The sequence below is a fragment of the Streptomyces sp. NPDC057682 genome, assembly GCF_042799575.1.
GTDB lineage: Bacteria > Actinomycetota > Actinomycetes > Streptomycetales > Streptomycetaceae > Streptomyces.
Map to the genome: position 1 here is coordinate 124,820 of NZ_JBHVIN010000003.1, position 15,124 is coordinate 139,943.

10 protein-coding genes are annotated in these 15,124 nt (G+C 74.5%); 7 read left to right on the forward strand and 3 right to left on the reverse strand.

The window, feature by feature from the left end; translation table 11 throughout:
* Window positions 1–24: 24 nt before the first annotated feature.
* On the forward strand, window positions 25–6,645 hold the full coding sequence (locus ACFVDM_RS05810) for a beta-ketoacyl synthase N-terminal-like domain-containing protein (protein WP_383633785.1): 6,621 nt from the start codon (window positions 25–27) through the stop codon (window positions 6,643–6,645).
* Window positions 6,646–6,674: 29 nt separating this feature from the next.
* Here the strand turns inward: ACFVDM_RS05810 and ACFVDM_RS05815 are convergent, their stop codons facing one another.
* The gene (locus ACFVDM_RS05815; protein WP_383633787.1) at window positions 6,675–7,082 is read right to left on the reverse strand and encodes a VOC family protein; all 408 of its coding nucleotides are present in this window, start codon (window positions 7,080–7,082) and stop codon (window positions 6,675–6,677) included.
* A gap of 70 nt (window positions 7,083–7,152) precedes the next feature.
* Between ACFVDM_RS05815 and ACFVDM_RS05820 the strand changes: the two genes are divergently transcribed.
* Window positions 7,153–7,602: a MarR family winged helix-turn-helix transcriptional regulator gene (locus ACFVDM_RS05820; RefSeq protein WP_383633789.1), complete on the forward strand. Its 450-nt coding sequence runs from the start codon at window positions 7,153–7,155 to the stop codon at window positions 7,600–7,602.
* Between the two features lie 42 nt (window positions 7,603–7,644).
* Here ACFVDM_RS05820 and ACFVDM_RS05825 read toward each other — a convergent pair whose 3' ends face one another.
* Window positions 7,645–8,397: a TetR/AcrR family transcriptional regulator gene (locus tag ACFVDM_RS05825; protein WP_383633791.1), complete on the reverse strand. Its 753-nt coding sequence runs from the start codon at window positions 8,395–8,397 to the stop codon at window positions 7,645–7,647.
* Window positions 8,398–8,512: 115 nt separating this feature from the next.
* Here ACFVDM_RS05825 and ACFVDM_RS05830 point away from each other — a divergent pair, with 115 nt between their 5' ends.
* The 4 genes from ACFVDM_RS05830 to ACFVDM_RS05845 all read left to right on the forward strand — a co-directional run bounded on the left by ACFVDM_RS05830 (window position 8,513) and on the right by ACFVDM_RS05845 (window position 13,131).
* Window positions 8,513–9,403, forward strand: coding sequence for an NmrA family NAD(P)-binding protein (locus tag ACFVDM_RS05830; RefSeq protein ID WP_383633793.1), 891 nt, complete (start codon window positions 8,513–8,515; stop codon window positions 9,401–9,403).
* Window positions 9,404–9,472: 69 nt separating this feature from the next.
* Window positions 9,473–10,198, forward strand: coding sequence for a DUF2625 family protein (locus tag ACFVDM_RS05835; protein WP_383633795.1), 726 nt, complete (start codon window positions 9,473–9,475; stop codon window positions 10,196–10,198).
* A 278-nt stretch (window positions 10,199–10,476) separates the two neighbouring features.
* The gene (locus tag ACFVDM_RS05840) at window positions 10,477–11,436 is read left to right on the forward strand and encodes an MBL fold metallo-hydrolase (protein ID WP_383633797.1); all 960 of its coding nucleotides are present in this window, start codon (window positions 10,477–10,479) and stop codon (window positions 11,434–11,436) included.
* 189 nt (window positions 11,437–11,625) lie between these two features.
* Window positions 11,626–13,131 carry an aldehyde dehydrogenase family protein gene (locus tag ACFVDM_RS05845; protein WP_383633799.1) on the forward strand — a complete coding sequence of 502 codons (1,506 nt, stop codon included), beginning with the start codon at window positions 11,626–11,628 and terminating at the stop codon, window positions 13,129–13,131.
* A gap of 48 nt (window positions 13,132–13,179) precedes the next feature.
* Here ACFVDM_RS05845 and ACFVDM_RS05850 read toward each other — a convergent pair whose 3' ends face one another.
* Entirely contained in the window at window positions 13,180–13,806 is a 627-nt protein-coding gene (locus ACFVDM_RS05850) for a TetR/AcrR family transcriptional regulator (RefSeq protein ID WP_383633801.1), read from the reverse strand.
* A gap of 88 nt (window positions 13,807–13,894) precedes the next feature.
* Between ACFVDM_RS05850 and ACFVDM_RS05855 the strand changes: the two genes are divergently transcribed.
* Window positions 13,895–15,034, forward strand: a complete 1,140-nt coding sequence (locus ACFVDM_RS05855; RefSeq protein ID WP_383633802.1) for an acyl-CoA dehydrogenase family protein — start codon at window positions 13,895–13,897, stop codon at window positions 15,032–15,034.
* The last annotated feature ends 90 nt before the right edge of the window (window positions 15,035–15,124 follow it).

Consider the following 15,124-nt stretch of genomic DNA (forward strand, 5'->3'; position numbering starts at 1 on the left):
ACCCCGCGCCAAGTGAGCAGCCGTATGGATTTCGAACCGATCGCCGTCGTCGGCCGGGGCTGTGTGCTGCCCGGCGCCCTCGATCCGGACACGTTCTGGGACAACATCGCCGCCGGGCGCTCCGGTCTGTCGGCCGCTCCGGAGGGCCGTTGGCGGGTGCCGCGCCGCTGGGTGACGGGGACGGTGGACGACGCGCTGGACCGGACGTGGTCGGATGTCGCCGGGTATGTGGAGCGGTTCGATTCCGTCTTCGATCCGGAGGGGTTCCGGATCGCCCCGGAGCGGATCGCGGGACTGGACCCGCTGTTCCACTGGGTGCTGTACGGGGCGCGCCAGGCGCTGGCGGAGGCGGGCCGCGAGGGTCCGCTGCGCCGGGGTGGACTGGTGCTGGGCAATCTGTCGTACCCGACCGAGTCGGGGGCCGCGTACGCCGAGCACGTCTGGCTGTCCGGGCAGCGGGCGCCGCTGCGGGACGCCCTGCTGACGGGTGGTCGCCGGACGCGTCCCGACGCGCGCAACCGCTTCTCCTCGGGGCTGCCCGCCGCGCTGGCCGCCCGTGCGCTCGGGCTCGGTGCGGGGGCGTGGTCGCTGGACGCGGCCTGCGCGTCGTCGTTGTACGCGGTGAAGCTGGCGTGCGACCGGCTGCACGACGGCACGGCCGATCTCATGGTGGCGGGTGCGGTCAGCCGGCCCGACCCGCTCTATCTGCACATCGGGTTCTGCGGGCTGTCCGCGAGCAGCCGGACGGGCCGCAGCCGTCCCTTCCACGCGGAGGCGGACGGGCTGGTGCACGGGGAGGGCGCCGGATTCGTCGCCCTGATGCGCCTGCGCGACGCCCGGACCGCCGGGGTGCCCGTGCTGGGGGTGATCCGGGGCGTGGGGCTCTCCAACGACGGGCGGGGGTCCGGTCTCATCAGCCCGTCCGAGGAGGGTCAGATCCGGGCGATGCGCCTCGCGTACGCCGGGGCGGGGGTCGCCCCCGGTTCGGTGTCGCTGGTCGAGTGCCACGCGACGGGGACACCGGTCGGGGACGCGGTGGAGGCGCGCGCCATGGCCGAGGTCTTCGGGGCCGGGGACGACGTGCCGATCGGGTCGGTGAAGTCCAATGTGGGGCATCTGCTGGCGGCGGCCGGTGCGGCCGGTCTGCTGAAGGTGCTCGGCGCGCTGCGGGCGGGGGTGCGTCCGGCGTCGCTCGGCGCGGAGCGCCCGTTGGAGTCCCTGGCGGGGACGCCGCTGCGGGTGCTCACGGAGCCGGAGGAGTGGACCGGGCCGCGCAGGGCGGCGGTGAGCGCCTTCGGTTTCGGCGGCACGAACGCCCATCTGATCGTGGATCTCCCGGAGGATCCGGCCGCGCCCGCGCGGGGACGTGCCCGGGAGGCGGCGCCCGCCTCCGTGCCCGCTGCCGCCGGGGCGTCCCCCGCGGCCGGGGGGCGCGCTCCGGTGGCGATCGTCGCGGTCGGGGCGCGGGTCGGCGGGGGCCGGTCCGCGGAGGATCTGCGGCGGGCGGTGCTGGGCGGCGAACGGGGCGCCCCCGCCCGGGACTTCACGGTGGCGCTCACGGACCTGTGCTTCCCCCCGTCGGGCCTGGAACGGACGTCACGTCATCAACTGCTGGTGCTGGAGGCCGCACGGGAGGCGGCACGTGCGGTGCGGCTGCCGCGTGAGCGGACCATGGTCGTCGTGGGGACGGGGGTGGATCCGGAGGTGGCGCGGGCGGGGGCGCGGTGGCGGGTGCCCCACTGGCTGGAGGAGTCCGGCCGGGCCGCGTCCGTCCCGGCCGGCGCGGCCCGGGACGCGTTCGGACCGCCGATGACGGCGGAGGGGGTGGTCGGCAGCATGCCGAACCTCGCCGCCAACCGGATCAGCACCCAACTCGACCTCGGCGGCCCCGGTTTCACGGTCTCGGCCGAGGAGGCCTCCGGTCCGGTCGCGCTGGGTCTGGCGGCGCGGGCCCTGCGCGCGGGCGAGGCGGATGCCGTGCTCGTGGGGGCCTGCGATGTGTCCGACGAGGCGGTCCACCGGGCCGCCCTGCGGGAGCTGGGCCGCGAGGACACTCCGGGTGACGCGGCCGTCGTCCTGGTCCTCAAGCTGCTCGACACCGCCCGCGAGGACGGGGACCCGGTCGTCGCGCTGCTGGACGAGGAGTCCGCCGAGGAACCCGACCTGATCGTCGGAGACGCTCCCGACGCGGGTTTCGACCCCTGCGCGCTGTTCGGGCGGGCGCACGCGGCGTCCGGTCTGGTGTCGGTCGCGGTGGCCGCGCTCGCGCTCCGGCACCGCGCGGCGCCCCGGCCGGGCGCTCCGGCCGACACCGCGGCCGTCCCCCACACCGCGCGGGTGGTGGTGACACCGGTGGAGGGGCCGACCGTGCGCGTACGGCTGCGCGCCGGGGACGCCCTGCCGTGGCTGGACGGTGCCGCGCCCCGTCTGCGCGTGTTCTCGGGGGCGGACCGCGAGGCGGTCCTGGCGGCGCTGGACGCCGGCGCGGAGTCCGGCGCGGGGCCGGCCCGGCTGGCCCTCGTCGCCGACGACGCCCGGTACCCGGAGTGCGGGCGGGCCGCGCGCCGCTGGCTGGTGGAGGGCGGGGCGCGGCCGGCCGATGTGCTGTTCCGGGACGCGCCGGTGGAGGGGCAGGTCGCGTTCGTGTACACCAACGGCTCGGCCGCGTACGAGGGAATGGGCCAGGGACTGATGCTGGCGCTGCCCTCGCTCGGCGAATCCTTCCGAGCCCGCCACCGGGGGGTCGCGGCGCGGGTGCGGACCGGGTCGCGGCACGGGGTGCTCCGTCAGATCTGGTCCGCCGCGGAGGTGGCCGCCGTCCACACCGTACTCAGCCGCGAGGTCCTCGGACTGCGGCCGGACGCGGCCGTCGGGTACTCCTCCGGCGAATCGACCGCCCTCGTGGCGCTCGGCGCCTGGCCGGACGCCATGGGGCTGTACGAGGCCACCCGGGACAGCGGCCTGTTCACCACCGAACTCACCGGCGAGCTGCGGGCGGTACGCCGTCAGTGGCGGCGGAAGGGGATCGCGGGAACCCGGTGGTCGAGCCATCTGGTCGCCGCGCCCCTGGACCGGGTGCGCGCCGAGCTCTCCGGGCGTCCCGCGGTCCATCTGATGGCGGTGAACGCTCCCGGGGTCTGTGTCATCGGCGGCGAGTCCCGGGCGTGCGCGGCGGCGGTCGCCGCGATCGGTGCGGATCTCGCCGTCGAACTGGACTACGACATCGCCGCCCACGCCCCGGAGCCGGCGGAGGTCCGGGACCTGTGGCGGGCCGTGCACTACCGGCCCACCGTCGAGGTGCCCGGTGTGCGCTTCTACAGCGGGGCGACCGGCCATTCGTACGTGCCCACGGCCGAGCTGGCCGCCGACGCGGTCACCGCCCAGGGGATGGGCACGATCGACTTCGCGGCCACGATCGAGCAGGCGTATGCCGACGGGGTCCGGGTCTTCGTGGAGCACGGCCCCCAGAAGCTGTGCACCGGGTGGATCAAACGGGTTCTCGGCGACCGGGAGCATGTGGCGGTCGCCCTGGACTCCCCGGAGGACGGTGGTCTGCGGCAGCTGTGCCTGGCCGTCGGCGAACTCGTCGTCGCCGGGGTCCCGGTCAGGGCGGAGGAACTGTTCGCCCGGCTCGCGGGCGCGTCGACGCGGCGCCCGCGCCCCGGCCCGGAGATCACCGTCCCCGCCCTCGCGTTCCCGCGCCTCCCCGACCCGGAGCCCTCCGTGACCGCCCTGCCCCCGGCCCCCGAGCTCGCTCCCGTCCCGGACCACCGACCCGGCCCCGCCGAGGCGCCGGCGCTCCCGCGCGTCCGCGCCGCCTCCGGCCCCACGAATCCGGCCGCTCCGGTCCCGGAACGGACCCCGGCCGCCGCGCTCCCCGTCCCCGAGGGGGAGAACGCCGCGCGTGTGCGGGCGGCCGCGCTGGCCGGAGTGAGCGCGCGGGCGGCCGAGACGCACCGCGAGGTGATGGCCCGTCACACCGAGGCCCATCAGCGGTTCCTGGGGATGTCGGCGCGCGGTGCGGCGGCGCTGGGCCGACGGCCGGGAGCGCCGGCGCTGTCGCCGGCCGCGTCCGCGCCCGAGCCCCTCGTCCCGGCCGTCGGGCATCCGGCCGCCGGGCCGCCGGTTCCGTCACCCCCGGAACCCGGTCCTCCCGAGCCCCGCGTTCCGGGGCCGGAAGGCAAGCCGGGGCCGAAGTTCGACCGCGCGCAGCTGGAGTACCTGGCCCGGCACCGGGTGTCCGCCCTGTTCGGTCCCCGGTTCGCCGAGCAGGACGGGTACGCGGTGCAGACGCGGATGCCGGGGCCTCCGATGCTGCTGGCGGACCGGGTCACGGGGATCGACGCGGTACCGGCGGCGCTGGCGATGCCGGGGCCGGTGCGGACGGACGGCAGGATCTGGACGGAGACCGACGTCCGGGCGGACAGCTGGTACCTGGACTCCACGGGACGCATGCCGGCCGGGGTGCTGATCGAGGCGGGGCAGGCCGACCTGCTGCTGCTCAGCTGGCTGGGCGCCGACCTGTTGAACCGGGGAGAGCGTGCGTACCGGCTGCTCGGCTGCGAGGTGACCTTCCACGGCACGCCGCCCGTGGCCGGTGACACGCTGTCCTACGACATCCACGTCGACGGCCACGCGGAGGCGCACGGGGTGCGGCTGGCCTTCTTCCACTACGACTGCTACGTGGACGGCGACCTGCGGCTGAGCGTCCGCGACGGCCGGGCGGGATTCTTCACGCCCGCGGAACTCGCCGCGGGCGGCGGTGTCCGGTGGGACCCGGCCGAGCACGCCCCGGGGGACGAGCTGCCGTTCGACCCGCCGGCCGTGCGGTGCACCCGGAACCGGTTCGGCACCGAACGTCTGCGGGCCCTCGCGGAGGGACGGCCCGCGGACTGCTTCGGGCCCGGCTGGGAGGCCACCGCGGCCCATGTGCGTTCGCCGAGGCTCGACGAGGAGCGGCTGCGCCTGCTGGACGAGGTGAGCGTATTCGAGCCGGCCGGGGGCCCGTGGGGGCGCGGCTATCTGCGGGCCGAGACCGCGCTCCGCCCGGACGACTGGTTCTTCGACGGGCACTTCGCCAACGACCCGTGCATGCCGGGCACCTTGATGCTCCAAGGGGGGCTCCAGGCGATGGCGTTCCATCTGACGGCCCTGGGGCACACCGTGGGGCGCGACGGGTGGCGGTTCGAGCCGGTGCCCGGACAGCCGTACCGGGCCATGTGCCGGGGGCAGGCCACGCCCGAGGGGCGTCGGGTCGTCTACGAGGTGTTCGTACGCGGGGTGTCCGCGGGTCCCGAGCCGACGCTCCATGCCGATGTGCTGGGCTCGGTGGACGGGACCAGGGCGTTCCTGGGCCGGGACATGGCGCTGCGTCTGGTGCCCGACTGGCCGCTGTCCCAGTGGCGGCACTCGGGCCCGCCCGCCGTGCAGACCGGCGGCGACCCGGTGCCGCTCCCCCTGCTGGGCGGGCTCGTCGGGCACCGGGAGGAGAGGCCGGTGGCCGGGGCGGCCGACGGCTTCCCCTTCGACTACGGTTCGCTGCTGGCCTGTGCCTGGGGCCGGCCGAGCGAGGCGTTCGGCGCGATGTACGAACGGTTCGACGGGGCTCGGGGCGTGGCGCGGCTTCCCGGGCCGCCGTACCACTTCATGAGCCGGATCGTCTCGGTGGACGGGCCGCAGGCCGGGATGCGGGAGGGCAGCGCGGTCGTCGCGGAGTACGACGTGCCCGACCGGGCCTGGTTCTTCGAGCAGGGCGACGGCCGCACCATGCCGTTCGCCGTGCTCATGGAGGCGGCCCTGCAGCCCTGCGGCTGGCTCGCCTCGTACGTGGGCAGCGCCCTGACCTCCGACGCGGACCTGCTGTTCCGCAATCTCGACGGGACGGGGACGGTCACCGGCGAGGTGACCCCGACGACACGGGTGCTGCGGACCCGCGCGGAGCTGACGCGGCTGTCGCGGAGCGGGGACCTGATCATCGAGTCGTTCCGGGTGTCGTGCACGGCGGACGGGGTGCCCGTGTTCGCTCTGGACACGGTGTTCGGCTTCTTTCCCCGGTCGGCGTTCGCCGATCAGCCCGGTCTCCCTGTGTCGGCCGACGACCGGGCCCGGCTCGTCGCGCCGGGCGGGCGGGCCGTGGACCTGACCGCCCGCCCGGAACGGTACTTCGCCGGGGAGTTGCGTCTCCCCGGGCCCATGCTGATGATGCTCGACCGGGTCACCGGCCACTGGCCCGAGGGGGGCGGCGCCGGGCTCGGCCGGCTGCGCGCGGAGAAGGACGTCCGCCCCGACGCGTGGTTCTTCCGGGCCCACTTCTTCCAGGACCCCGTCCAGCCCGGCTCGCTGGGTGTGGAGGCCATGAGCCAGTTGCTCCGGTTCGACCTGCTGGAACGGGACGCGGCGCGCGGTGTGCCCCGTCCCCGGTTCGAGCCGGTGCTTCCGGGCCGGGAGGCGACGTGGACGTACCGCGGCCAGATCACCCCGGCGAACCGGCTCATCCGGGTGGACATGGACATCGTCGAACGCGGCACGGACGACCGCGGCCGTCCGTACGCGGTGGCGGACGCCTCGCTCTGGGGCGACGACGTCTGCATCTACCGCGTACGGGGTCTGGGCATGCGGGTGGTGTCGGACGATCCGGAAAGGTGAGGCCGCCGGGCCGGAGGCGGGCGCGGGTCTCAGTAGGACTGGAACTCCAGCAGGTTCCCCTCCGGGTCCCGTACATGGGCGGTGCGGCACGTCGGCCCCCAGGCGGGCCGGTCGGCCGGACCCGCGACGTCCCGCGCACCGTGGGCCAGGCACAGCGCGTGAGCGGCCGCGACGTCCGGGACCCTGCTGACCAGCATGGCGGCGTCCTGAGCGGGTCGCGGCTCGGCGGTCTCGGCGGTCCCGGCCACCTCCGCGGCCATCGCCGCGCGGTCGAAGAGCATCACGACGCCCTGGTCGTCGACGTCCCAACTCGCGTAGGGGCCCTGCTCACCGCCGCGGGTGAGACGGGCGCCGATCAGTGCGGGCAGCACCGCGTCGTAGAAGCGGAAGCAGTCGCCGAACCGGGATACGAGGAGCCGAGGGTGCAACACGTCCATGGAACAAGTCCCCCACGAGAGTTGATTGATAGGTGCGAACTAACGATAGGCGAGAACCTATCATTACCTCATGTCCACCACGCCTCCTCCTTCCGCCGCTCCTCCCACGCTCACCGATCTCACGACCTATCTCCTCTCCAAGGTCGGCAAGGACGCGCGCGGGCGCCTGGCCGACCGTCTCGCCGCCGAGAACCTGCGCCTCTGGCACATGGCCGCGCTGGCCGCGCTGGCGGATTTCGGGCCCCACGTCCAGCGTGATCTCGCCGCGCGCCTGGGCATTCACGTCAGCGACATGACCAAGGTCCTCGACGAACTGGCCGCTCTGGGCCACCTCACCCGCGACCGCGACGGCACCGACCGCCGCCGCGTCCTGGTCACCGTGACCGCGGCGGGCCGCGCGGCCCTGGCCAGGCTCACCTCCGAGGCGGAGGAGGTGCAGGACGCACTGCTCGCCCCGCTCACGACGGACGAGCGCGCCCAACTCCACGCCCTGCTGCTGCGCGTGCACGCCGCACGCTAGGAACGACCCTGCGGGTCGGGCCGGTTCAGACGCCGGACCAACTCACGCGTCCGGGCGGGCCAGTCGACGGCGTCGGGCTCGCTGGCGGCAGGTCGCTCCGCAGTAGCGCGCGGGACGGCCTGCGGAGCGCTCGGGGAGGCGGGTCCCGCACTCCGCGCAGGCGGGGACGGAGGGCGAGCGGGGCAGCCCAGGAACGTCACGGAAAGCGACGCCTTTCGTGACGGACGCGGTGTCGCGCAGCCCGTCCAGGGTCATCCGCACCATCCGCAGCCCTCCCTCCGGGTCGGGGTGGGCGGCCCGGGTCGCGGCGCAGCCGACCACCAGCGCGGCCACGTCCTCCGGCCCGATGCCGACCCGCACCCCGCCCTCGCGCTGGGCGGCGCGGAGCAGGTCGCCGAGCGCCTGCCGGAACCGGGAGGCGGACGCGGCGAGACCCGGGCGCGGCCAGCTCGTCTCCGTACTCAGGGCGTCGCAGACATGGCTGCGCCCGTACGACAAGTCGACCGTCTCCACGAGGAATCCGAAGAAAGCCGTGACGGGGTCGGCGCGCGCCGCCCACCTGCGGGCCGATGCGACACGGCCGTCGATCTGCTGGACGAGTACGGCCTCCAGCAGGATCTCCTTGCCGGGGAAGTGCCGGTACACGGTCCCCGCGCCGACGCCCGCCCGGCGCGCGATGACGCTCAGCGAGACATCCGGTCCGTGTGCGTCGAAGGCCTGGACCGCGGCCGCGAGCACCCTGGCCCGGTTGCGCCGGGCATCGGTGCGGCCGCCGTCCGGGTGCGTAGCGGTCATGTCACGTAATCCCTTGCCCGTCCGGCTCAACCGGGTCCAGCATTCCACATCGCACCCGGTCCCTCACCCCGTTCGTCATGTTCCGGCCGGGTGCGCGACGAAGGAGGAGTACGTCATGAGCAAGGACCGCACGATCGTGGTGACCGGTGCGACGGGCCGTCAGGGAGGGGTCACCGCGCGCAGGCTGCTGGCCGACGGGAGGCCGGTGCGCGCGCTCGTCCGTGACGCGGCCGCCCCGGTGGCCAGGGAGTTGGAGAAGGCCGGGGCCGAACTCGTCGTCGGCGATTTCGACGAACCCTCCGGTCTCGCCGCGGCGCTGAGCGGCGCGGACGCGCTCTTCGCCGTGCCGCCCGTCGCGTTCGGACCGGGCGGCACGGACACGGAGCGGGAGTTCGCCCGGGGCCGGGCGCTCGCGGACGCCGCTGCCGAGGCGGGCGTCGGCCAGGTCGTCTTCACCGGAATCGCGTCCGTACCGGGCCGCCCGGGTGGCGGCGACGGCAAGCGGCGCATCGAGGAGTACCTGCACGAACGGATCCCGACGGTCACCGTGCTGCGCCCGGTGCGCTTCATGTCCAACTTCCTCGAAGCGACCGTCCCCGGCCTCGACGGGGTCGCCGGCGGTGTGCATCGGCACATCTTCCCGCCCGACGAGCCCGTCCAGCTCATCGCCGTCGAGGACATCGCCGAGTTCGCCGCCCTCGCCTTCGACCAACCCGATCGGTTCGCCGGCCGCACCCTCGAACTGGCCGGTGACGCCCCGACCCCGCTCGACACGGTGGCCGCGATCACCGCCGCCACCGGGATCCCCCTCCGCTACGAGCAGTTCACCCGCGCGGAGGCCGCCGCGCTCGCCCCCGAGATCGGCCGCGTCCACGACGCCTGGGCGGCCGGCCGCCGCTGGCACGCCGACATCGAGGCCCTGCGCGTCATCCATCCGGGGCTGCGCACCTTCGCCGACTGGCTGACCGAGTCGGGCGCGGCCCTGCTGCGGGAGCGGGCCCGCTGACCACCTCCACGGGCCGGTGGGCGCAGGCCCGGTGCCCCGGGTGCCGGTCCCCGGTGCGATCATCCACGGATGCGCGACATCGACGAGCTGACCTGTGTGGACGATCCGGCGTGGCCCGAGCTCCAGGAGATGATCGCGGCGGGTCCGGCACCCGTCCGCGTCCTCCCGCCCGCTCCGGAGGAGGCTCATCGCTCGCTCCTCCAGATGCAGGTCACCACGCGTTCGACCCTGGGTTCCCTGGCGTGGCACACGGGAGGGCTGCTCCTGGACGACGGCTGGGTCCGCGTGTTCGGCGGCGGCTCGTCCGCGGACGGCGGGCTGCCCGGCCTGGCCCGGGTCAACCGGTTCCCCTCCGTCCCCGACCCGGCCTGGTCCCCGCCCGCCGGTCTGGTCGTCGGCCACGACGTCGTCGGCGGCGTCTTCGCGCTGAACGGCGGCAACCCTTCGGCGGCCGGCCGCCCCGGCGCACCCGGGCAGATGACGTACTTCGCGCCCGACACCCTCGCCTGGGAAGCCCTGGACATGGGGCACTCGGACTGGATCCTCTGGATGCTCTCCGGCCGTCCGGACGGCTTCTACGAGGGGCTGCGCTGGCCCACCTGGCGCGAGGAGGCAGCCGCCCTGGCCCCGGACCAGGGCATCAGCGTCTTCCCGTTCCTCTGGAGCAAGGAGGCCCACGACGACCTGGCCGGCACGAGCCGGCGCCCCGTCCCGATGCGCGAAGTCATCGGAGTCGCGGCGGATTTCGCCCGTCGGGCCGGGCCGCTGGATCCAGGCTTCCTCGGCGAGGTCTGACCCCCTGAGGCGCGGACCGAGCTGCAGAGTCGCCCCAACAGCACCTGAGCACACCGCACTTCACCGCGCACGTGTCTCTGCGTGGGATACGTGCGACCCGGTCGCCGGACACGCCGGGCAGATGCCGGGCCGACGGTGCGCATGTGCCGGGCAGGGGGCCTGACAGCGGGGATCGGGTACCACGGAATGCGGCTCCTCCGCACGGGCTGACAGTCTCGTCGGGCGTCGGCGACACTGGGCGCCATGCGAGAGCAGGAGCACAGGCAGGGGTTCCGCGCGTGAAGGGCGGCGCCGGGCACGGTGTTCCCGGGGTGCTGGAGGTGCTGCGCGGGCTGCGGGCGCCGCGCCTGGAGCCGTGGGCGCAGTGGTACGAGGCGGGCGCACCGGAGCGGCCCGGGGCGCTGCGCTGTGTGTTCCTCGGGGTGTCGACACTGCTGTTCCACGACGGGGAGACGGCGGTCCTGACCGATGGGTTCTTCAGCCGTCCGGGCCTGCTGCGCATGCGGTTCGGGCGACTGCGGCCGGACCGGCGGCGGATCGAGGACGGGATGCGCCGGGCGGGGACCGACGCGCTGGACGCGGTGTTCGTCGTGCACTCGCACTACGACCACGCGCTGGACTCCCCCGCCGTGGCGGCGGCGACCGGGGCCCGGCTGATCGGTTCGGCGTCCACCCGTAACATCGCCCTCGGCCAGGGATTTCCGGACGAGCGGTTCCAACAGGTTGTGGTGGGCGAGCCGTTCACGATCGGGCGTTTCACGCTCACCGCGCTGCCGGCACGGCACAGTCCGGGGGACATCGCGCCCGGGGAGATCGGACGGCCGCTGCGCCTCCCGGTGCGGGCCACGGACTACCGGACCGGGGCGTGCTATTCACTGCATGTGCGGCACGACGGCCGGGAACTCCTGGTGCATGCCAGCGCGCACAGTGTTCCCGGTGCCCTCGACGGGTACGCGGCCGAGACGGTGTATCTGGGGGTCGGGGCGCTCGGCAAGCAGGACGAGGCGTTCCGGGAGGCGTACTGGGACCGGCTGGTGACGGCCACGGGTGCGCGGCGGGTCGTACCGGTGCACTGGGACGACTTCTTCCGCCCGCTCGACCGGCCCCTGAGGCCCTTCCGCGCCTTCCTCGACGACTTCCCGGCCACGATGGACTTCCTCACCCGCACCGCCGCACGCACGGGTGTCTCGCTCGCCCTTCCCGTGCCGGGCCGCCGCAGCGACCCCTGGGCTTCCTGATCCCGGCCGGGACGAGCTGACCCGACGTTCCGTCAAATCCCGTTGCCAGCGGCCCTCGTGGGCGTCGGGGCGTCGGCTTCCCGGCCCCCTCCATCGTGCCGGAAGTATTGACGCTCGATGAAACACTTCAATACTTTCAGTATCTTCGACTCATGGCGGACCGTCCCACGCCCTCATCAGGAGACCCCGATGACCGAGACCACCCCAGCCGTCCCGTCCTCCGCGCCGGTCTTCACCACCCGCTCCCCCGCGACCGGCGAACCGCTCGCCGAGCATCCGGTGACCGGGGCCGAGGAGGTCGCCGCGGCCACCGACCGGGGCCGGACGCTCCAGACGGCGTGGGGGGCGCTGCCGCCGGCCCGGCGCAAGGAGCACCTGCTGCGCTGGAAGAAGGCGCTCGCGACCGATCTGGACACCGTGGCGCGGACGATCTCCGAGGAGACCGGAAAGCCGGTGGGCGACGCGGCGCTGGAGGTCGTCCTCACCCTGGAGCACCTGGCGTGGGCCGCGCGCAACGCGCATCGCGTGCTGCGCCGGCGGAAGGTGCGGACGGGGCTGTTCACGGTCCACCAGCGGGCCTCGCTCGTCCACCGGCCGCTGGGGGTCGTCGGGGTGATCGGGCCGTGGAACTATCCGTTGTACACCCCGATGGGTTCGATCGGATACGCCCTCGCGGCCGGCAACGCCGTGGTCTTCAAGCCGTCCGAGCTGACGCCGGGCACCGGTGTCCTCCTGGCCGAGCTGTTCGACGCGGCCGTCCCCGCCCACGCCGGGCTCCTCACCACCGTCACCGGACCGGCCTCCACCGGGGACGCGCTGACCCGCTCCGGGGTCGACAAGCTGGCCTTCACCGGTTCGCCGGGAACGGCCCGGAAGGTCATGGCCGTCTGCGCGGAGACGCTGACGCCGTTCCTCGCGGAGTGCGGCGGGAAGGACGCCGTCATCGTCACGGCCGACGCGGATCTGTCCGCCGCGGCCGACGCCATCGTCTGGGGCGCCCTGAGCAACGCGGGGCAGACCTGCGCGGGGGTGGAGCGGGTGTACGCGGTGCGCGAGATCCACACGGAACTGTGCGAGCGCGTCGTCGAGCGGGCGTCGGCGCTGCGCCCGGGGGCCGCCGCGGACTCCGCGTACGGTCCGATGACGCTCGCCGGGCAGGTCGGGGTGGTCGAACGGCATGTGAGCGGTGCGGTGTCCGCGGGGGCGCGGGCGCTCCTGGGCGGGCCGGAGTCGGTCAGCGCCCCGTATGTCGCCCCGGTGGTGCTGACCGGGGTGCCGGAGGACGCGGCGGCCATGACGGAGGAGACCTTCGGACCGGTCGTGGCGATCAACGCCGTGGCCGACGTGGACGAGGCGGTGGAGCGTGCCAACGCCTCGCGGTACGCCCTGGGGGCGGCGGTGTTCTGCCGCGGCGGGCGCAGCGGGGCGGCCATCGCCGCGCGGCTGCGGGCCGGGGCGGTGTCCGTCAACTCGGTGCTGGGGTTCGCCGCGGTGCCCGCGCTGCCGTTCGGCGGGTCGCGGGACTCCGGTTTCGGACGGATCCACGGCGAGGAGGGGCTGCGCGCCTTCACCGCGGTGCAGTCGACGACCGTGCAGCGGTTCACCCCGCCGCTCGCGCTGACCTCCTTCGAGGTGCCGGCCGCCACCCGGGAGCGCGCCGTGCGCATGGCCCGGTCGCTGCACCGGCGCCGCTGAGCGCACGGACCGCTCGGGGCCGCGCGGGGCCGGAGCCGCCTTCGGCGGTCACGCCGTCAGCAGCGGGGCCAGATAGCGGCGGGCGAAGTCGCGGGCCTGGTCCTCGTCCTCCATCTCGATGCAGCTGGCCGGATTGAGGAGGAACGATACGGCGACCCGCACCATCAGTTCGGCGACCGGCCCGGGATCGCCGTCCGGGCGGCCCTCCGCCTGCTGGGCCCGGCGCAGATGGGCCGTCAGATAGGCGACGGTGGCCGAGAGCGTGGAGCCGCCCCGCACCGTCATGTAGGGAAGCACGACCTCGGGTTCGAGACGCAGCAGCCCGCCGAACAGGGGGTGCGCGCGCGTGTACCGGAGGGCGACGACGAAGCCCTCGGTCACCCGCTCCTCCATGGTCGGAAGCGCCGCGACGGCCGCGTCCAGTTCCTGGAAGAACCTGCGGTGCTCGCGCAGCAGCGTGGCCATGACCAGCTTGTCCTTGGTCTGGAAGCGCCGGAAGACGGTGACCCGGGAGACGCCGGCCCGCTTGGCGACGTCGTCCACGGAGGACCGGCGCAGTCCCAGCAGGGTGAACTGCTCCAGTGCGGCGTCCAGGATCCGCCGCGCCGTCGGGTCCTCCGTCTCCGCCTCGGCGATGGCCCGGGTGAGCGCCGAGTCGTTCGTGTCCGTTCTCATGGCGCTCACGATACCGGCGAACACCTCTCGCAGATACGGTGAAACGATTAGCATCACTTAGTAACACCGTCGACGTCCGGAGGATCTGATGGGTAGTCGCCTCACCGAGGAGCAGGCAGGTTTCGTCGCGGCAGTCCGCGATTTCGCCCAACGGGAGTGCGGCACCCGGGAGCAGCGCGACGCGCTGACCTCGGGCGGCCGCGAGGCCCACCATCCCGGGCTGTACAGAAGGCTCGCCGCCCTGGGCTGGCTCGGGGTGTGCCTGCCGGAGGAGTACGGGGGTGCGGGCGGCGGGCTCGCCGACGCCTGCCTGTTCCTGGAGGAGACCTCGTACGGGATGGTCCCGGCCGGGGGGTTCATCACCACGGTCATCGCCGCGAAGGCGTACGAGCGGTTCGGCAGCGAGCCGCAGCGTCAGGAGGTGCTGTCGGGGGCCGTGCGCGGGGACGTGCTGTCCATCGCCATGTCGGAGCCGGAGGCCGGTTCGGACGTGGGCGCCCTGCGCTGCCGGGCGCGGCGGGGGACGGACGGCGGGTGGGTGATCGACGGCCAGAAGACCTGGATCTCCAACGCGCACTGCGCCCGGCACATCCTCCTGGTGGCCCGGACGGGCGAGGACAAGCACGGCGGGCTGACGATGTTCCATCTGCCGGCCGGGACGCCGGGGGTCGAGGTGCGGCGCATCGACACGATGGGCGGCCGGGAGGTCAACGACGTCTTCCTGACGGGGGTCCGGCTGCCGGCGGACGCCGTGGTCGGAGAGGTGGACAACGGCTGGCGGCAGCTGATGGCCGGGCTCAACCACGAGCGGCTCTTCCTGGCCGCGAACATGCTGGGACTGGCCCGCCGCGCCTTCGACGACACGGTGGCGTACATACGCGAGCGGGAGCAGTTCGGGCGCCCCGTCGGCTCGTTCCAGGCCCTGCGGCACCGGATCGCCGATCTGGCCACGGAGATCGAGTGCACCCGGCTGCTGGTCCGCGAGATCGCCTCGGACTGCGACGCGCGGCCGGAGAAGCTGTTCCCGCGCGAGGCCTCGATGGCCAAGCTGAAGGCCACGGAGGTCGCCAAGCGGGCCGCCCTGGAAGGGATGCAGATGATGGGCGGCTACGGCTACACCACGGAGTTCGACATGGAGCGCCATCTGCGGGCGGCGGTGGTCTCCACGGTGTACGGCGGCACCAGCGAGATCCAGCGGGACGTCATCGGGAAGACCTACGGCCTCTGAGACCGGCGGCGGGGGGGGGGGGGGGGGGCGGGGCCCCCCCCCCCCCCCCCGGGGGGGGCGGCGGGGGGGGGCGCTCGCGGAGACCCCGGG

What these genes read in the sequence shown, in the direction of transcription:
- ACFVDM_RS05810 (WP_383633785.1), top strand. Translation starts at nt 25, where the DNA reads ATGGATTTCGAACCGATCGCCGTCGTCGGCCGGGGCTGTGTGCTGCCC.
- ACFVDM_RS05815 (WP_383633787.1), bottom strand. Translation starts at nt 7,082, where the DNA reads ATGGACGTGTTGCACCCTCGGCTCCTCGTATCCCGGTTCGGCGACTGC.
- ACFVDM_RS05820 (WP_383633789.1), top strand. Translation starts at nt 7,153, where the DNA reads ATGTCCACCACGCCTCCTCCTTCCGCCGCTCCTCCCACGCTCACCGAT.
- ACFVDM_RS05825 (WP_383633791.1), bottom strand. Translation starts at nt 8,397, where the DNA reads ATGACCGCTACGCACCCGGACGGCGGCCGCACCGATGCCCGGCGCAAC.
- ACFVDM_RS05830 (WP_383633793.1), top strand. Translation starts at nt 8,513, where the DNA reads ATGAGCAAGGACCGCACGATCGTGGTGACCGGTGCGACGGGCCGTCAG.
- ACFVDM_RS05835 (WP_383633795.1), top strand. Translation starts at nt 9,473, where the DNA reads ATGCGCGACATCGACGAGCTGACCTGTGTGGACGATCCGGCGTGGCCC.
- ACFVDM_RS05845 (WP_383633799.1), top strand. Translation starts at nt 11,626, where the DNA reads ATGACCGAGACCACCCCAGCCGTCCCGTCCTCCGCGCCGGTCTTCACC.
- ACFVDM_RS05850 (WP_383633801.1), bottom strand. Translation starts at nt 13,806, where the DNA reads ATGAGAACGGACACGAACGACTCGGCGCTCACCCGGGCCATCGCCGAG.
- ACFVDM_RS05855 (WP_383633802.1), top strand. Translation starts at nt 13,895, where the DNA reads ATGGGTAGTCGCCTCACCGAGGAGCAGGCAGGTTTCGTCGCGGCAGTC.